A 16,757-nucleotide genomic window follows, 5' to 3' on the forward strand; every position below is an offset into this window, starting at 1 on the left:
GTGCTCGACGCCGCGGCCGGAGCGACGCCGCGGATGCCCGGCAGCGGAACGCTGGGCGAGCCGCTCGGCCGGCCGGGCACGACGGTGCTCGTCCCCGTCTCGCGCGGCGAGGGCGGCTGGCGGGCCGCGGCGGGCATCCGCTCGCACATGCTCACCGGGCTCGCGGCGTCGGAGGCCGTCGCGGTGGTGCCGGCCGGCGGCGCGCGGGTCGGCGACTCCGTCCGCCTCCTGCCGCTGCCCTGGTAGCGCTCACCCCACCGGCTCGAGCCGGACGACGACCGACTTCGACGTGGGCGTGCCGCTGATCCGGGCGGTCGAGTCGAGCGGCACGAGCACGTTGGTCTCGGGGTAGTAGGCGGCCGCGCAGCCGCGCGGGGTGTCGTAGGCGACGGTGCGGAACTCCGGCGCCCGGCGCTCGACGCCGTCCTCCCACTCCGACACCAGATCGACCATCGCGCCGTCGGCGATGCCGAGCGCGGCGAGGTCGGAGGCGTTCACGAAGACCACGCGCCGCCCGCCGTGGATGCCGCGGTAGCGGTCGTCGCGGCCGTAGATCGTGGTGTTGAACTGGTCGTGCGAGCGCAGGGTCTGCAGCAGCAGCCGACCCTCGGGCACCCGGGGGTACTCGAGCGGATTCGCGGTGAACCGGGCCCGTCCGGTCGCCGTCTCGAAGCGGCGCTCATCCCGCGGCGGGTGCGGGAGGACGAAGCCGCCGGGAGCGCTGACCCGTGCCTCGAAGTCCTCGAATCCGGGCACGACGTTCGCGATGTGCCCGCGGATGAGGCGGTAGTCCTCCCGCAGCGCGGCCCAGTCGACGACCGGTGCGTTCTCGCGATCCGCGAGCAGCCGCTCCGCGATCCCGGTGAGGATCGCGACCTCGGAGCGCAGGTGCCCGCTCGGCGGAGCGAGGCGCCCGCGCGAGGCGTGCACGGCGCTCATCGAGTCCTCGACGGTGACGCGCTGCTCCCCCGTGGCCCGGACATCGGCGTCGGTGCGCCCGAGGGTGGGCAGGATCAGGGCGCGGCGCCCGGTGACGACGTGCGAGCGGTTCAGCTTGGTCGAGACGTGCACGGTCAGCGCGAGCGAGCGCATCGCCGCCTCGGTCACCGCGGTGTCGGGGGTGGCGCGCGCGAAGTTGCCGCCGAGTCCCATGAAGACGCGCGCCGTCCCGTCGCGCATCGCACGGATCGCGGCGACGGTGTCGGTGCCGTGCTTGCGCGGCGACGAGAACGAGAACTCGGCGTCGAGCCGGTCGTGGAACACGTCCGGCATCCGCTCGAAGATGCCCATCGTGCGGTCGCCCTGCACGTTGGAGTGGCCGCGCACGGGGCAGACGCCCGCGCCGGGCTTGCCGATGCTGCCGGTGAGCAGCAGCACGTTCACGACGTCCTTGAGCGTGGCGACGGAGTGGCGGTGCTGGGTGAGCCCCATCGCCCAGCAGACGATCGTCCCCTCGGACGCGGCGATCAGCTCGGCGATCGCGCGGATCCGCGCCTCGTCGATCCCGCTGCCGAGCTCGATCTCGGACCACTCGGTGCCGCGCAGCTCGTCGAGGTAGGCCTCGAGCCCGTCGGTGGACTGCTCGATGAACGCGTGGTCGAAGACCCCGCCGCGCGACTCCTGGAGGTCGAGCAGCGCCTTGCCGAAGCCCTGGAACAGGGCCTGGTCGCCGCCGAGGCGGACCTGGAGGAAGTGGTCGGCGAGGGCGGTGCCGCCGCCGATCGTGCCGCGCACGGTCTGCGGGTTGTCGAAGCGGAGCAGGCCCGCCTCGGGCAGGGGATTCACGGCGACGATCGTGCTGCCGGCCCGCTTGGCGCGCTCGAGCGAGGTGAGCATCCGCGGGTGGTTCGTGCCCGGGTTCTGCCCGGCGACGATGATCAGGGGTGCGCGCTCGATGTCGCGGAGGCTGACCGAGCCCTTGCCGATGCCGATCGTCTCGGTCAGCGCGGACCCGCTGGACTCGTGGCACATGTTCGAGCAGTCGGGGAGGTTGTTGGTGCCGAAGCCGCGCACCAGCAGCTGGTAGACGAAGGCGGCCTCGTTGGAGGTGCGGCCGGAGGTGTAGAAGATCGCCTCGTCCGGGCTCGCGCACGCACCCAGCTCCTCGGCGACGAGGTCGAGTGCATCGTCCCAGCCGATCGGGCGGTAGTGGGTACCGCCCTCCTCGAGCAGCATCGGCTCGGTGAGGCGGCCCTGCTGGCCCAGGGCGAAGTCGTCCCACGTCTCGAGCTCGGACAGCGGATGCTGCGCGAAGAAGGCCGGGGTGACGGTGCGGAGGGTCGCCTCCTCGGCCACCGCCTTCGCTCCGTTCTCGCAGAACTCGGCGACGTGGCGCTTGTCGGCCTCGGGCCAGGCGCAGCCGGGGCAGTCGAAGCCGGTCTTCTGGTTCACGCGGAGCAGGGTCTCGGCGCTGCGCAGCGGACCCATCTGCTTCATCGAGATCTGCAGGGCGTGCGCGACTCCGGGGATGCCGACCGCACGGTGCTTGCGGGCGCCGACCGTGAGGCCTCGCTCGTCGATCGGAGTCTCTCGGGGTGCGGCGTCATCGACCATCCCTGCATGCTACGTCGCGCAGCCGGGGAACGGACGGGGCGGCCCGGGGACGCGCGCCGGTGCGAGGATGGACAGCACCGCTCGAAGAGGAGACCGACATGAGCCGCGCGAGCACGAGGACCCGACTGACCGCCGTCCGACTCGCGGAGCCGGACCGACGCCGCGAGGACGTGCTCGCGGTCGAGGAGCCGCTCGAGATCCGCGTGGGGGGCCGCCGCTTCAGCGTGACGATGCGCACCCCGGGCGAGGACTTCGACCTCGTCGCCGGCTTCCTGGTCTCGGAGGGGGTGCTCACCGCCACCGACCAGCTCGCGGCGCTGCGCTACTGCGCGAGCGGTGCCGGTCCGGGCGAGAACACGTACAACGTGGTCGACGCGACCGTGCGCGGCGGGCGCGCGGCGGTGCTGCTGGAGCGGGAGCGATCGGTCTACACGAGCAGCTCGTGCGGGGTCTGCGGGCTCGCATCCCTGGACGCCGTGACGACGGAGTCGGCGTGGACCGTCGACGAGGACCGGGTGACGGCGCCGTCCGATCTGATCGCGTCGCTCCCGGATCGGCTGCGGGGGGCGCAGGCCCTCTTCGAGCGGACCGGCGGGGTGCATGCGGCGGGGCTGTTCGAGTCCGACGGCTCGCTGCTCTGCCTCCGCGAGGACGTGGGACGGCACAACGCGGTCGACAAGGTGGTGGGCTGGGGTCTGCGCGAGGGGCGGCTCCCGCTGCGCGGGACGCTGCTGCAGGTGTCGGGGCGCGCGTCGTTCGAGCTGGTGCAGAAGGCCGTGATGGCGGGGATCCCGCTGCTCGCGGCGGTCGGGGCGCCGTCGTCGCTGGCCGTGGATCTGGCGCGGCGAGCCGGACTGACGCTGATCGGCTTCAGCCGCGGATCCGGGTTCAACGTGTACTCGGGTGAGGAGCGGGTGCGGGAGGGATGAGTGGCGGCCGCAGTCCGGGGGCTGCGGCGGGTCTGTGAGGAGAGCAGCCTGCTGATCGAGTAGCCCGCTCAACGGGCGTCTCGAGGTCCACCATCACCGGAAGGCCGGACCTCAGCGCCGGTCTGCTGGTGGACGCGGGTCTCGATACGCCCCTGCGGGGCTGCTCGACCAGCAGGAGTCCGGTGGGGCTGCTCGACCAGCAGGAGTCGGGGTGCGCCGAAGTACGACGCCGCCCGGCTCAGGCGGACAGGAACTTCGCGGCGACCGGGGCGAATTCCTGCCAGTACTGGAAGATCCCGCCGTGGCCCGAGTTGGGGTAGACGATGAGCTCGGACCCGGCGACGCGCCTGTGCAGATCGTGGGACAGCACCGACGGGACCATGCGGTCGTTGTCGCCGTTGGCGATGAGGGTCGGCTGGGTGATGATCGAGAGGTCCGACGGGGCGGAGCGGCCGAACCGCTGGATCGCCTTCAGCTGGGTGGTAAAGGCTCTGGTGCTGATCTTCTCGTCGCGATCGACCGTGCGCTCCGTCAGACGTCCGACGAACTCCTTCGCCGCCTTCTTGCCTGCGGCGTCGCGGTTGAAGAAGAGGAACTCCTTGATGTCGGAGCGGGCGAGGACCGAGCGGACGAGGTCGTAGTAGGTGACTCCCACGACCTTGTCCATGTCCTTCCCGCCGCGCGGGCCGGTGCCGGTGAGCACGAGCCTGCGCACCAGCTCGGGGTGCTTCACGACCAGGTCCTGCGCGATCATGCCGCCCATCGAGAACGAGAAGACGTCGACGAGGTCGTAGCCGAGGCCGCGGAGGAAGGTGTACGCGTCGTCGGCCGCCTCCTCGATCGTGCCCGAAACGGTGCCTCCGGACGCGCCGACGCCCTGCTGGTCGAAGGTGATCACGCGGCGGTTCTGCGCGATCGCGTCGACGATGCGCGGATCCCAGTTGTCGAGCGTCGCGGCCAGGTGCACGAAGAAGACGACGGGGACCGCCTCCTCCGGGCCGAGCTCGCGGTACGCGAAGGTCTTGCCGTGCGTGGTGATGCTCTTCGCGGGGGCGAGGGCGTAGGACGTGATGACGGGCTCTGCGGTGCTCATGGTGGGTGCTCCTTCTGGAACGGTCGTGCGGGGAGGGGTGGGGGTCAGAGGCCGAGGACGACGGTCTTGCCGCGGGTGCGGGACGAGCGCAGCGACTCCATCGCCGCGGACGTCTCGTGGAAGGGGAACGTCGCCCCGACGACCGGGCGCAGGGCCCCTGCGTCGACGAGCTCGGTGATGCGGTCCAGCTGCTCGCCGCTGGCGCGCATGAGGAGGAACTCGTAGCTCACCCCCAGCGTCTTCGCCTGCCCCCGGACCTTGCGGCTGAGTGCGGCGACCGCGAGGCGCAGCACCGGGTTCATGCCGCTCGCCTTCGCGAAGGCCGGCTCGGGCGGGCCGGAGACGCCGATGGCCCTGCCGCCGCGCCGGAGGACGCGGAGCGACTTCTCGAGGTTCTCGCCGCCGAGGCTGTCGAGCACGAGGTCGTAGCCCGAGAGCTCCTCCTCGAAGTCCTGCGAGCGGTAGTCGAGGACGACGTCGGCGCCCAGGTTCCGGACGAAGTCGGCGTTGGCGGCGGAGGCCGTCGTGGCGACGTGCGCCCCGAGGTGCTTCGCGAGCTGGATCGCGATGCTGCCCAGGCCTCCTGAGCCGGCGTGGATCAGCACCTTCTGCCCGGGCTGCACGTTCCCCCTCTCGACGAGCGCCTGCCAGGCGGTCAGCGCGACCAGGGGCAGGGAGGCCGCGTCGACGGCGCTGATCGAGGACGGGGCGAGGGCCACGTCGGCCTCGTCGATCGCGATCCGCTCGGCGAAGGTGCCGATGCGGTGGTCTCGGGGGCGGGCGTAGACGCTGTCGCCGACCTGCACCCGGCTCACCTGGGCGCCCACGCGCAGGACCGTGCCCGCGACGTCGTGCCCGAGGACGAGGGGCGTCCTGTACGGGAGAAGCGTCGTGAACTCCCCCGCCCGGATCTTCTCGTCGAGCTGGTTGAGGCCGGCGGCGCCGACCTGGACGAGGACGTCGCGGGGGCCGACGACGGGCTCGGCGACGTCGGTCTCGTGGAGGGGCTGCTTGTAGGCGTCGAGGACGAATGCTCGCATGGGGGTTCTCCTGGTGTGGTGTGCGGGCCGCGGGTCAGCGGCGGAGGAAGGTCCGGACGGCGTCGAGGACGTCGTGGCGGTTCTGGGGAACGGCTCCGTGGCCGGAGTCGGAGAAGACGAGCACGAGGGCGTCGTCGAAGCGGCGGCGCAGCGGCTCGGTGTTCTCGGGCGGGACCATGCGGTCGGCGTCGCCGTGGAGGATCAGTGCGGGGTGGGGGAACCTGCCGCCCGGCGCGGACCGCTCGCCCCAGCGCCGCACGGCCTGCAGCTGTGCGCGGACGACGCCGAGTGAGACCGGACGGTCGCGGTCGGCCCGGCGTCGCTCGAGCCGCGCGTCGTGCTCGGCCGCTGCCCGGCGACCGGCCGGCGTGCGGGTGAAGAAGAGCAGGGCCGCGGGGTCGGTGGCCGTCAGCGCCCCTCGCAGAACGGTGCGGGCCATCACGCCGGTCATCCGCGTGAGGCCCGGACCGCCCTGGGGGCCGGTCGACGCGAGGACCACGCGGTCGACGAGGGCCGGAGCGCGCTCCAGGACGGCCTGGGCGACCATCCCGCCCATCGACTGCCCGAAGAGGTCGATGCGTTCGAGCCCCAGCGCGCCGACCGCGGCGATGACGTCGTCGGCCGCCTCCTCGAACGACCGCCTGACCGTGCCGCCCGAGCCGCCGACGCCGCGGTAGCCGATCAGCAGCACTCGGCGGTCGGCGGCCAGCGGGTCGACGACCTCCGGGTCCCAGCTGTCGAGGTTGGCGCCGAGACGGGTGAGGGCGACGAGCGGAGGCACTCCGTCCCGGGCGGTGCCGAGGTCGCGGTACACGACGTCCTCGCCGCGCACGCGGACGTGGCGCGTCGGTGCGTCGAGGAAGGACGCCCGTCCCGCCTCCGCGTTCGATGACCCTGCCATGTCGATCCGGTCTCCTGTCCGATCCGGCGGCGGGCGGTGCTCCTCTCCGCTCATCCGAGTACACTCAAGGATGAGCACACTCAGTAATTTTGTCAAGGAGGAGTCGATGGGGTTCAAGGAGAAGCCGCCCGGCCGTCGCGAACGGGCGAAGGAGGACAAGCAGCGTCGCATCGAGGAGGCGGCGCGCGTGCTGTTCGCCGAGCGCGGCGTCGGCGGAGTGACCACCCAGCAGATCGCCGACCGTGCCGACGTGGCGATCGGCACGCTCTACCTCTACGCCGCGACGAAGGCCGAGCTGCTGATCATGGTGCAGAACCGGAAGTTCGGAGCGGCGATCGACGACGGGCTCGCCGCTGCGGAGGCGCCCGCGAGGGACGCTCTCGAGAGGGTCCTCGCCCTGATCACGCCGGTCGTCGCCTGCCTCCGCGAGCATCCGGAGAACGGCCGGATCTACCTGCACGAGCTCGTGTCCGGGGACCCCGAGGAGGCGCACCGCCGCGAGGGCCTCGCCCTGTCGCAGCGGCTCGAGGAGGGGGTGGGCGGGATCCTGCGCCGGGGCAGCGGGATCGACCGCGGCGACGCGGCGATCCGCGCCCGCGTGATCACGTCCGTGATCCACGTGACGACGACGGCGACCCTCCACCTCGGCGATCCGCTGCCGACCCTGCTCGCACACCTCCGCCACCAGATCGCCGTCGTGGCGCCGGGCCGCGGCGGAGGGGGGTGCGGGAGGGAGCAGCCGCTCCGGGAGCTCTGACCGCCGGAGAGCAGCGCCGGGCGATCAGAGGCCGAGGAGGCGCCGGACGGTCATCGCCGCCGTCGCCTCGGAGGAGTGCGGGCGGCACCCCGAGGGACGCCGCCCTCGGGCCGGTCCGACGAGGACCGGCCGCTCAGGACGCGGACGGAGCGAGCAGGTCCACGACCTCGCTGGTGCCGAGGATCGCGTGGGCGTACATCGGGCCGTTGATGCGGGCGGCGAGCATGCCCTCCTCCGAGAACGCCGCGGTGGCGGCGAGCATGCCCTCCTCCGAGAACGCCGCGGTGGCGTCGGAGACCAGGGTGACGTGCAGGCCGAGCTCCATGCCGGTGCGCGCCGTCGCCTCGACGCAGGAGTCAGGGCAGCCCTACGCACTCCGCTCTCGCGAACGCGCCCACCTCGGAAGCCGACCGCGGGTCGTCCAGCGGCGCAGCCGCTAGACGACCGATAAGGACTGCCGGGCGATCTCGAGTTCCTCGTTGGTGGGGATGACGAGGACGGCGACGCGGGAGTCGTCGGTCGAGATGCGGCGGGCTCCGCGGTCGCGGGCCGCGTTGCGCTCGGGGTCGAGCTCGATGCCGAGGCCCTCGAGGCCGCGGAGGGCGCCGGCGCGGACCGCGGGGACGTTCTCGCCGACTCCTGCGGTGAAGACGATCGCGTCGACGCGGCCGAGCTGGGCGTAGTACGCGCCGATGTAGTGGCGGAGGCGGGGGTAGTAGACCTCGAGGGCGGCGGCGGCCTTCTCGTCAGCGGCCTCGGACGCCTCCTGCACGTCGCGCATGTCGCCGCGGCCGGAGAGGCCGAGGAGGCCGCTGCGGCGGTTGAGGATCGTGTCGAGCTCGTCGATCGACAGGCCCGCCTTGCGGGCGAGGTGGAAGACGACCGCCGGGTCGAGGTCGCCGGAGCGGGTGCCCATGACGAGCCCCTCGAGCGGGGTCATGCCCATGGAGGTCTCGACCGAGGCTCCGCCGTCGACCGCGCAGACCGAGGCGCCGTTGCCGAGGTGGAGGACGATCGTCTTGAGGTCGGAGCGGCGACGGCCGAGGTAGGCGGCGGCGGCCTCGGACACGAACTTGTGCGACGTGCCGTGGAAGCCGTAGCGGCGGATGCGGTGCTTGTCGGCGAGCTCGGCCGGGATCGCGTACGTCGACGCCTCGGCCGGCAGGGTGTGGTGGAACGCGGTGTCGAAGACGGCGACGTGCGGGACGTCGGGGAACGCCTTCTGCGCGGCCTCGATGCCCTCGAGGTTCGCCGGGTTGTGCAGGGGCGCGAGGTCGGAGAGGTCCTCGATGTTGATCTTGACGAGGTCGGTGACGACGGTCGCCTCGTAGAAGCGCTTGCCGCCGTGCACGACGCGGTGCCCGACCGCGACGGGCGGGAACTCCGACAGGCTCGGCCCGTTCTCGTCGAAGGCGCGGATCATGGCGTCGAATCCGGCGGTGTGGTCCGGGATCGGACCCTCGATCTCGATGCTCTCGCCGTCGCGGGTGTGCTTCGTGCGCCCCGTCTCCTCGCCGATCCGCTCGACGAGGCCGCTGGCGAGCGTCTCCTCCGTCGTCATCTCGATGAGCTGGTACTTGAACGACGACGAACCGCTGTTGACGACGAGGACGACGGACATGAGGGGACTCCTGGGGGTCGGGGTCGGAGGGGCGGCGACGCGGGTGGCGTCAGCGGACGACGGGGATGGCGGAGGTGGGCGGCACGATCGCCTGAGTCGCGGCCTGGATGGCCGTGATCGCGACGGTGTTGACGATGTCCTGGACGAGGGCGCCGCGGCTGAGGTCGTTGACGGGCTTGCGGAGGCCCTGCAGGACGGGGCCGATCGCGACGGCTCCGGCCGAGCGCTGCACCGCCTTGTACGTGTTGTTGCCCGTGTTGAGGTCGGGGAAGATGAACACGGTGGCGCGGCCGGCCACCCGCGAGCCGGGCATCTTCGAGGCGGCGACGGCCGCATCCGCTGCCGCGTCGTACTGGATCGGACCCTCGACGAGCAGGTCGGGCCGGCGCTCGCGCACCAGCGCCGTCGCAGCGCGCACCTTCTCGACGTCGGCTCCGGCCCCGCTCTCGCCGGTGGAGTACGAGAGCATCGCGATGCGCGGGTCGATGCCGAACTGCTGCGCGGTCTCGGCCGAGGAGATCGCGATGTCGGCCAGCTGCGCCTCGGTGGGATCGGGGTTCACGGCGCAGTCGCCGTAGACGAGCACGCGGTCGGCGAGCGCCATCAGGAAGACGCTCGAGACCACCGAGACGCCGGGGCTGGTCTTGATGATCTCGAAACCGGGGCGGATGGTGTGCGCCGTCGTGTGCGCGGCGCCCGAGACCATGCCGTCGGCGAGGCCGAGCTGCACCATCATCGTGCCGAAGTACGAGACGTCGGTGACGGTGTCGAAGGCGTGGTCGTAGGTGATGCCCTTGTGCGCGCGGATGCGGGCGTACTCCTCCGCGAACCGAGCCCGGTGCTCGGGGTCGAGGACGCTGAGGACGCGCGCGCCGTCGATGTCGACGCCGAGGCCCGCGGCCCGGCCGCGCACCTCCGACTCCTCGCCCAGGATCGTCAGGCGCGCGATGCCGCGCTTGAGCACGGTGGCCGCGGCGCGCAGGATGCGGTCGTCGCCGCCCTCGGGCAGCACGATGTGGCGGTCGGCGATGCGGGCGCGCTCGATGAGCCCGTACTCGAACATGAGCGGGGTGACGACGTCGGACCGGCCGACGTCGAGGAGGGTCAGCAGCTCGACCGCGTCGATCGCCTCCTCGACGAGCGCGAGCGAAGTGTCGCGCTTGCGCGGCGAGTCGGCGGCGAGGCGGCCGCGGGCGGCCGTGACGCGCACGGCGGTGTCGTAGGTGCCGAGCTCGGTCATGATGATCGGCAGCGGCGTGTCGACGCCCTCGATCAGACGGACGATCGGCTCGGGCAGCTCGAAGCCGCCGTTGAGGATGATCGCCGAGACGGTCGGGAAGTTGCCGGAGGCGTGCGCCATGATCACCGCGAGCACGACCTCGGGCCGGTCGCCCGGGACGATGACGACGCCGCCCTCCATGAGGCGCGGGAGCACGTTGACCATGGACATGCCGGCGACGACGACGCCGAGCGCCTCGCGGCCGAGCAGCTCGGGATCGCCGGCGACGACGACCCCGTCGACCGCCTCGACGATCCGGGACACGCTCGGGGCGACGAGGAACGGATCCTCGCGGATGGCCCAGACGGGGACGCCCGCCGGCAGACCCCCGCGGATCGCCTCGACGGCGGCGGGAGCGGTGGCGGGATCGGCGCGGTTGGCGACCACCCCGATGAGCGTGGCGTGCGCGGTGCGCAGCTCGACCGCGGCGAGCTCGGTGATCTGGCGCATCTCCTCCGGGGTGCGCGCGGGCGCCTGGCCCAGCTGCTCGCTCCGGGACACGTCGCGCCCGGTGAGCACGAGCAGGACGGGGGCCCCGAGGTTGGCGGCGATGCGGGCGTTGTAGCCCAGCTCGGTGGGGCTGCCCACGTCGGTGTAGTCGGAGCCGAGGATCACGACGGCGTCGCACTGCGCCTCCACGCCCTTGTAGCGCTCGACGATGCGCGAGAGGGCGGCCTCGCCGTCGGCGTGCACGTCCTCGTAGGTGACGCCGATGCAGTCGTCGTAGGCGAGACCGGAGTCGGAGTGGCCGAGCAGCATCTCGAGCACGTAGTCGGGCTCGGAGGTGGAGCGGGCGATGGGCCGGAAGACGCCCACCCGCTGCACCTGGCTGTTGAGCATGTCGAGGACGCCGAGGGCGACCGTGGACTTGCCGGAGTGACCTTCAGCGGACGAGATGTAGATGCTCTGGACCATCGGAGCCACCCTACCGACGGGGCCCGCGGCGAGGCTGGGCAGTCGCTCCAGGATGGGAGGGCGTGCACGGGGCGCGGGCTGGGGAGAAGCGCCTGGGGCCGGATGCGTCGCCGCCGCTCAGCGGACCGGAGCGTCGCCCGCGCTTAACGGAGAAGACCCCCCGCGCACCCGCCAGAGCCCGGTTACCCTTGCTGCGTTTCCGCCCTGGGGGAGTTGGCCTGGATGGCGCCACGCGGGGAGCCGGGAGACAGTCTAACCCGATCCGCGGGAGTCGACGAGCGCCCCGTGGTCTGCAGCGGGCCTCGGTTCCGTGTAGTGTGCATGAGGTCGCGATCACGGTCGCGCCTGGAGGATTCGCCTAGTGGCCTATGGCGCACGCTTGGAAAGCGTGTTGGGTGAAAGCCCTCGGGGGTTCGAATCCCCCATCCTCCGCCGAACGGTGTCCGTCGCTCTCGCCAGCACGGGCACCGTTCTCCTTTTCCCGGCCCGACCCGTCTCGGGGTCGGATGCGCACCAGCGGCGGATGCGCGTCAGCGGGCGATGCGGACGAGCCACTCCTCGAGCAGCGTCCGCTCGGCGTCGCTCAGCACGTCGACCGTGCCCAGCGCCGCGCGCAGGGCGACCGCGTGGGCGACGAGGGCGCGGGCCGCAGGATCGGTCGGTCCCGCCTCCGACGTCGTGATCGTCGCGAGGACCGCCTCGCGGGAGCGCGAGGACAGGTCGTCGTCGCCGTCCTGGCCGGCGGTGAGCGTCAGAGTGCAGCCGAGGGCCGCCGACTGGAGCAGCCGGGCGGCGTGCTCGACGTCGACGGTGAGGCGTCCGGCCTCCGCGACGGCGCGGACGTGCGCGAGCAGCGCGCCGCGGGACAGGCGCGCCGCCTCCGACTCCTCTCCCGGCCGGGCGGTGAACATCAGGGCGTAGACGTGCGGCTGCGCGAGTCCGAAGGCGACGTGCTGGTCCCAGGCGGCGCGGAGGGCGTCGACGGGATCGGCCGGAGGGTCGCTGCGCTCGAACTCGACCAGGGCGTCGGCGACGCCCGCGGCGACGACGGAGTCGAGCAGTCCGCGGAGGTCGCCGAAGGTCCGGTAGATGGTCGGCGCCTGGACGCCGGCGGCCGAGCTGATCGCGCGGGTCGAGACGGCGTCGCGCCCTCCCTCGGCCAGCAGCTGGGCGGTCGCCCGGAGGATGCGGTCTCGGGTGCTGAGGCTCTCGGTCACGAGGAGTGACGCTAACACGCGGGCGTTAGCGGGGGGGGTCCGGAGCGGGTGGATCTCGATACGCCCGCTGCGCGGGCTACTCGATCAGCAGGGGGCGCCCGCAGGGCCGCCCGCTCGTCGAAGGCGCCCGCAGGGCCGCCCGCTCGTCGAAGGCGCCCGCAGGGCCGCCGCCGCTGACGGGGTCGGATGCAAGGCGGAGGAGGGAGCGATACCGGCGGTATCGCGACCGACGACAACGCCGCAGACGGCCCCGTCAGCGGCGGCGACGGCCCCGTCAGCGGCGGCGGCGGGCGGTGCCGAAGATGCCGCGCACGACCTCGCGGAGCAGTGTCTGCCCCGCCGAGGATCCGAGGACCTGTTCGACGACGCCCTTCTCGCGGCGCGGGGTGCGGCTGCGGGTGGTGGGTGCGGTGCGGCGGCGGGTCCGCTCGGCGGCGGCGTCGGCGCGGCGTTCGGCGGCCTCGCGAAGGAGCAGGCCCGCCGCGAGAAGGAGCGCGAGGCGGGCCTCCTCCTCGGCGCGCTCCTCGGCGGCGAGGCGCTCCTCCTCCGCGTCGGCGGCGGCGTCGAGCCGGCGGGTGAGGATCTCGCGGGCGGAGTCGCGGTCGAGCGGGGTGCCGTAGCGCGCGAGCAGCGGGGAGCGCTGCACGCTCGCCTCCCGCTCCGACTCGGGGGTCGGCGACATCGAGCCCTGCGGTGCGCGCAGGCGGGTCCACGCGACCGGGGGGGGAGCTCCGCGCTCGTTCATGACCGTCACGATCGCCTCGCCGATCGGCAGGGCCTGGAGCGTCTCGCCGAGGTCGTAGTCCGACTCCGGGTACGTCGACACGGTGGCCCTCAACGCCTTCGCGTCGTCGGGGGTGTGGGAGCGCAGCTGGTGCTGGATGCGCGAGCCGAGCTGCGCGAGGACGTCGCCCGGGACGTCCTTGGGCGTCTGCGTGACGAAGACGATGCCGACCCCCTTCGAGCGGATGAGGCGCACGGTCTGGGTGATCGCCGCGAGGAAGTCCTTCGACGCGTCGCGGAAGAGCAGGTGCGCCTCGTCGAAGAAGAAGATGAGCTTCGGGCGGTCGAGGTCGCCCACCTCGGGCAGGTCGTTGAAGAGGTCGGCGAGCAGCCACATCAGGAACGTCGAGAAGAGCGCGGGCCGGTCCGCGACTCCGGGCACCTCGAGCAGGCTCACGACGCCTCGGCCGTCGGCGGTGGTGCGGAGGAACTCGGCGGTGTCGATCTCGGGCTCGCCGAAGAACACGTCGGCGCCCTGGTCGGCGAAGGCGATGAGCTCGCGGAGGATGACGCCGGCGGTGGCCTTGGACAGGCCGCCCAGCTCGGCGAGCTCGCCCTTGCCCTCGTCGCCGACGAGGTAGGTGAGCACGGCGCGCAGGTCCGAGAGGTCGACGAGCGGGAGGCCCTCGCCCTCGGCGTAGTGGAAGACCAGGCCCAGGCTCGATTCCTGGGTCGCGTTCAGACCCAGGACCTTCGAGAGCAGCAGCGGGCCGAAGCCGGTGACGGTCGCGCGCACGGGGACGCCCGTGCCGATGCCGCCCAGGGCGAAGAACTCGGCGGGAGACGCCTCCGCCCGCCACTCCTGACCGATGGTGCGGGTGCGGGCGAGGAGCTTCTCGTCGGCGGTGCCGGGGGTGGCGAGACCCGAGAGGTCGCCCTTGATGTCGGCGGCGAACACCGGGACCCCGGCGGCGGACAGCTGCTCGGCGAGGACCTGCAGCGTCTTGGTCTTGCCGGTGCCGGTCGCGCCCACGACGAGGCCGTGGCGGTTGAGCATGCCCAGCGGGAGGCGGACGGGCACGTCGGCGCGGGCCTCGCCGTTGACGAGGGCGCCGAGCTCGAGGACCGGGCCGGTGAAGGCGTAGCCGGCGCGGACCGCGTCGACGGACGACTCGGCGAGGGGGCCCGGTGCGGCCGGGGCTGCCGGGGCCGGCGCCGCAACGGGCGCCGCCTCGTGCTGCACCGCCTCGACGAGCCGGACGTCGTCCACGACCACGCTCGCCTCCTCCGGACCCGACACGGCGCCCAGCGCCGCGGCGGCCGCCTCGGCGCGCTCGAGCGCCCGAGCCGCCTCGGCCTGCAGTGCCCGAGCGGCCTCGAGTGCCGCTCGCGCCTCGTCCCTCGCCGAGGCGAGCCCGTCGTCGTTGCTCATGCGCCCAGCCTAGGGTCGGGTGTCCTCGCGGACGTGCCAGGCCTGCCCGTACCCGCCCTCCTCGATCGGGCGCGCCATCAGCTCGAGGAACGGGGCGGCGTCGAACGCCTCGGGACCGAGCACCCCCGCGCCCGACCAGGCGCCGGTGGCGAGCATCTCGAGGGCGACGACGGGGTTCAGCGCCGTCTGCCAGACCACGCACTGGGCGCCGTACTCGGCCATCGTCCACTCGTTGTCGCTCACGTGGTAGAGGTACACCTCGCGGTGCGCGCCGTCCTTCGTGCCGCTGACCCACAGGCCGGCGCAGGTCTTCCCGGTCATGCGGGGGCCGATGCCCGCGGGGTCGGGCAGTGCGGCCGCGACCACGTCGCGCGGGGCGACCATCACCGGGCCCTCGGAGGAGCGCACCCGGATCGGCTCGACACCGTCCAGACCCAGCAGGTGCAGAGTCCGCAGGACGCCGATGAACTGCTCGCCGAGCCCGTACTTGAAAGTGACCCGCTTCGCGTCGAGCCAGCGCGGCATGAGGAGCACCTCCTCGTGCTCGACGTTGACGCACTCGACGGGGCCGATGCCCTCGGGGAACTCGAACACCTCGGGCTCGGAGAAGGGCGGCGTGGTGAACCAGCCCCGACCCTCCTCGTAGACCACCGGCGGGTTCAGGCACTCCTCGATCGTCGTCCAGATCGAGAAGGAGGGAGCGAAGACCTCGGCCCCGCTCTCGTCGCGCACCACCAGGTTCGCGCCGTCGCGCACGCCCAGCTCGTCGATCTCGTCGAAGAGGTGGTCCGACGCGTAGCGGGCGAAGACGTCCGAGAGTCCCGGCTCCACGCCCATGCCGACGAGGGCGAGCCGCCCGCGAGACTCCCACTCCCCCGCCGCCTCGAACTGCTCGTCGCCGAGCTTCACGCCCGTCTGCGCGTGCGGCTCGTCGGGGTGCGGGCGCGACAGGCTCATGGCCATGTCGACGTAGTCCGCTCCGGCCGCGAGAGCTCCGGCGAAGATCGTCGGCACGAACTTGGGCTCGACGGCGTTCATCACGTGGGTGGCGCCGTGAGCGCGCGCCACGGTCTCGACGCTCTCGGCGTCGGAGGCGTCGATGCGGGCGGCGACGAAGCGGTCCTCGACTCCCTCGACGCCGTGGCGCTCGGCGATCCAGGCGACGGTGCGCTCGGCGCGGGCCAGTTCGTAGTCGCAGACGATGATCTGCTCGAAGAAGGTGCGACGGGCGGCGATCCGGGCGAAGGCGTCGCCGACGCCGCCGGCGCCGACCAGGAGGATTCTCATGCCTCCACCGTAGCGACGGATCGCGTCGTCCACCACGTCGATGGCCGCTGAGAACATCGCTGAGGCGGCCCTCGGGCCACCGATTCCGTCACTCCTCCGCCTCGGCACCCCGCTCGAGCAGGCGGATGAAGCGCGACAGCCGCTCGAGTCCGACGAGCGACGTGGGCAGCGAGGCGGCGAGCGCGGGCGAGTGCACGAGGTACGCGGCCCACTTCGCCCGCGAGATCGCCACGTTCAGCCGGTTGGGCAGGAGGAGGAACTCGAGCCCGCGCGGGACGTCGGCGCCCGAGGACGCCGCGAGCGAGACGATCGCGATCACCGCCTCGCGGCCCTGGAAGAGATCGACGGTGCCCACCGCCGTCTCGTCGAGCCCCGCCGAGTCGAGGGCGGCGCGCAGCAGCCCGCCCTGCGCGTTGTAGGGCGCGACCACGATCACGTCGGCCGCAGTGAGGCTTCGCTCGCCGTGCTCGTCGACCCAGGTGCGGCCGATCATCGACTTCGCGATCTCGACGACCCGGCGGGCCTCGTCCGGCGAGGATGTGGTGTCGCCGGCGTGCACGACCGGGACGGAGTGCAGGCCCGGCGCGACGCCCCCGAGGCGGCGCTCCTCGGGCGCCCGCGACCTCAGCGCGCCCTCGTAGGACAGCTCGGACACGGCGGCCGCGAGCTCGGGGTGCATCCTGTAGGTCTGCGCGAGGAAGTAGCCGTACTCGGCGGGCAGGACGTCGTGACCGTCGGCGAGCCAGCCGAGCGCCGACTCGTCGACCGGCTCGGGGTGCGAGCCCTGGCTGACCTGGGGCAGCTGCTGCGGATCGCCGAGGAGCAGGAGGCGCTGGGCCGCGACCGCGCTCGCGATCGTGGGCGCGAGCGAGAACTGGCCCGCCTCGTCGACGACGAGGAGGTCGAGGGAGCGGCGGGGCACGGTGCCGGCGTTCGCGAAGGTCCAGGCGGTGCCGCCGACGACGCAGCCGCCCTCCTCCTGGAGCACCGCGGCGAGCGCCGCCTGGACC

At 72.9% G+C, this 16,757-nt stretch carries 12 protein-coding genes, 1 tRNA gene, 1 other RNA gene and 2 pseudogenes; 4 read left to right on the plus strand and 12 right to left on the minus strand.

Features of this window, described 5'->3' with window-relative positions; translation table 11 throughout:
* Positions 1-246 (plus strand): annotated as a pseudogene (locus NB037_RS14985) (hypothetical protein); the annotation flags it as partial.
* 3 nt (positions 247-249) lie between these two features.
* Here NB037_RS14985 and NB037_RS14990 read toward each other — a convergent pair.
* Positions 250-2,553, minus strand: a complete 2,304-nt coding sequence (locus NB037_RS14990) for an FdhF/YdeP family oxidoreductase (RefSeq protein ID WP_251947017.1) — start codon at positions 2,551-2,553, stop codon at positions 250-252.
* A gap of 98 nt (positions 2,554-2,651) precedes the next feature.
* Between NB037_RS14990 and fdhD the strand changes: the two genes are divergently transcribed.
* Positions 2,652-3,482, plus strand: coding sequence for a formate dehydrogenase accessory sulfurtransferase FdhD (gene fdhD, locus NB037_RS14995; RefSeq protein WP_251947019.1), 831 nt, complete (start codon positions 2,652-2,654; stop codon positions 3,480-3,482).
* Between the two features lie 238 nt (positions 3,483-3,720).
* Here fdhD and NB037_RS15000 read toward each other — a convergent pair whose 3' ends face one another.
* From NB037_RS15000 to NB037_RS15010, 3 genes are read right to left on the minus strand one after another with little or no spacing between them, the layout of a single operon-like run.
* Positions 3,721-4,575 carry an alpha/beta fold hydrolase gene (locus NB037_RS15000; RefSeq protein ID WP_251947021.1) on the minus strand — a complete coding sequence of 285 codons (855 nt, stop codon included), beginning with the start codon at positions 4,573-4,575 and terminating at the stop codon, positions 3,721-3,723.
* 44 nt (positions 4,576-4,619) lie between these two features.
* Positions 4,620-5,615 carry an NADP-dependent oxidoreductase gene (locus tag NB037_RS15005; RefSeq protein WP_251947023.1) on the minus strand — a complete coding sequence of 332 codons (996 nt, stop codon included), beginning with the start codon at positions 5,613-5,615 and terminating at the stop codon, positions 4,620-4,622.
* 34 nt (positions 5,616-5,649) lie between these two features.
* The gene (locus tag NB037_RS15010) at positions 5,650-6,516 is read right to left on the minus strand and encodes an alpha/beta fold hydrolase (RefSeq protein WP_251947025.1); all 867 of its coding nucleotides are present in this window, start codon (positions 6,514-6,516) and stop codon (positions 5,650-5,652) included.
* Positions 6,517-6,586: 70 nt separating this feature from the next.
* Here NB037_RS15010 and NB037_RS15015 point away from each other — a divergent pair, with 70 nt between their 5' ends.
* On the plus strand, positions 6,587-7,273 hold the full coding sequence (locus tag NB037_RS15015; RefSeq protein ID WP_251947027.1) for a TetR/AcrR family transcriptional regulator: 687 nt from the start codon (positions 6,587-6,589) through the stop codon (positions 7,271-7,273).
* A gap of 133 nt (positions 7,274-7,406) precedes the next feature.
* On the opposite strand, the pseudogene NB037_RS15020 reads toward NB037_RS15015, so the two are convergent.
* The 4 genes and pseudogenes from NB037_RS15020 to ffs all read right to left on the minus strand — a co-directional run.
* Positions 7,407-7,619 (minus strand): annotated as a pseudogene (locus NB037_RS15020) (hypothetical protein); the annotation flags it as partial.
* A 90-nt stretch (positions 7,620-7,709) separates the two neighbouring features.
* The gene (locus tag NB037_RS15025) at positions 7,710-8,894 is read right to left on the minus strand and encodes an acetate/propionate family kinase (RefSeq protein ID WP_251947031.1); all 1,185 of its coding nucleotides are present in this window, start codon (positions 8,892-8,894) and stop codon (positions 7,710-7,712) included.
* A 49-nt stretch (positions 8,895-8,943) separates the two neighbouring features.
* Positions 8,944-11,088: a phosphate acetyltransferase gene (gene pta / locus NB037_RS15030; RefSeq protein WP_251947033.1), complete on the minus strand. Its 2,145-nt coding sequence runs from the start codon at positions 11,086-11,088 to the stop codon at positions 8,944-8,946.
* Between the two features lie 148 nt (positions 11,089-11,236).
* Positions 11,237-11,333, minus strand: an RNA gene (gene ffs, locus NB037_RS15035) — signal recognition particle sRNA small type.
* Positions 11,334-11,435: 102 nt separating this feature from the next.
* Between ffs and NB037_RS15040 the strand changes: the two genes are divergently transcribed.
* Positions 11,436-11,520, plus strand: a tRNA-Ser gene (locus NB037_RS15040).
* A 98-nt stretch (positions 11,521-11,618) separates the two neighbouring features.
* Here NB037_RS15040 and NB037_RS15045 read toward each other — a convergent pair.
* The 4 genes from NB037_RS15045 to NB037_RS15060 form a co-directional block, all read right to left on the minus strand.
* Complete coding sequence (locus tag NB037_RS15045; protein ID WP_251947035.1) at positions 11,619-12,305, minus strand: TetR/AcrR family transcriptional regulator; 687 nt, start codon at positions 12,303-12,305, stop codon at positions 11,619-11,621.
* Between the two features lie 274 nt (positions 12,306-12,579).
* Positions 12,580-14,460: a helicase HerA-like domain-containing protein gene (locus tag NB037_RS15050; RefSeq protein WP_251947037.1), complete on the minus strand. Its 1,881-nt coding sequence runs from the start codon at positions 14,458-14,460 to the stop codon at positions 12,580-12,582.
* Between the two features lie 9 nt (positions 14,461-14,469).
* A complete protein-coding gene (locus NB037_RS15055; RefSeq protein ID WP_251947040.1) occupies positions 14,470-15,747 on the minus strand; it encodes a saccharopine dehydrogenase family protein in 1,278 nt (425 codons plus the stop codon).
* Between the two features lie 88 nt (positions 15,748-15,835).
* The coding region (locus NB037_RS15060; protein ID WP_251947042.1) for a DEAD/DEAH box helicase at positions 15,836-16,757 on the minus strand (922 nt) is incomplete at its 5' end.

Source organism: Rathayibacter rubneri (genome assembly GCF_023743255.1).
Taxonomy (GTDB): domain Bacteria; phylum Actinomycetota; class Actinomycetes; order Actinomycetales; family Microbacteriaceae; genus Rathayibacter; species Rathayibacter rubneri.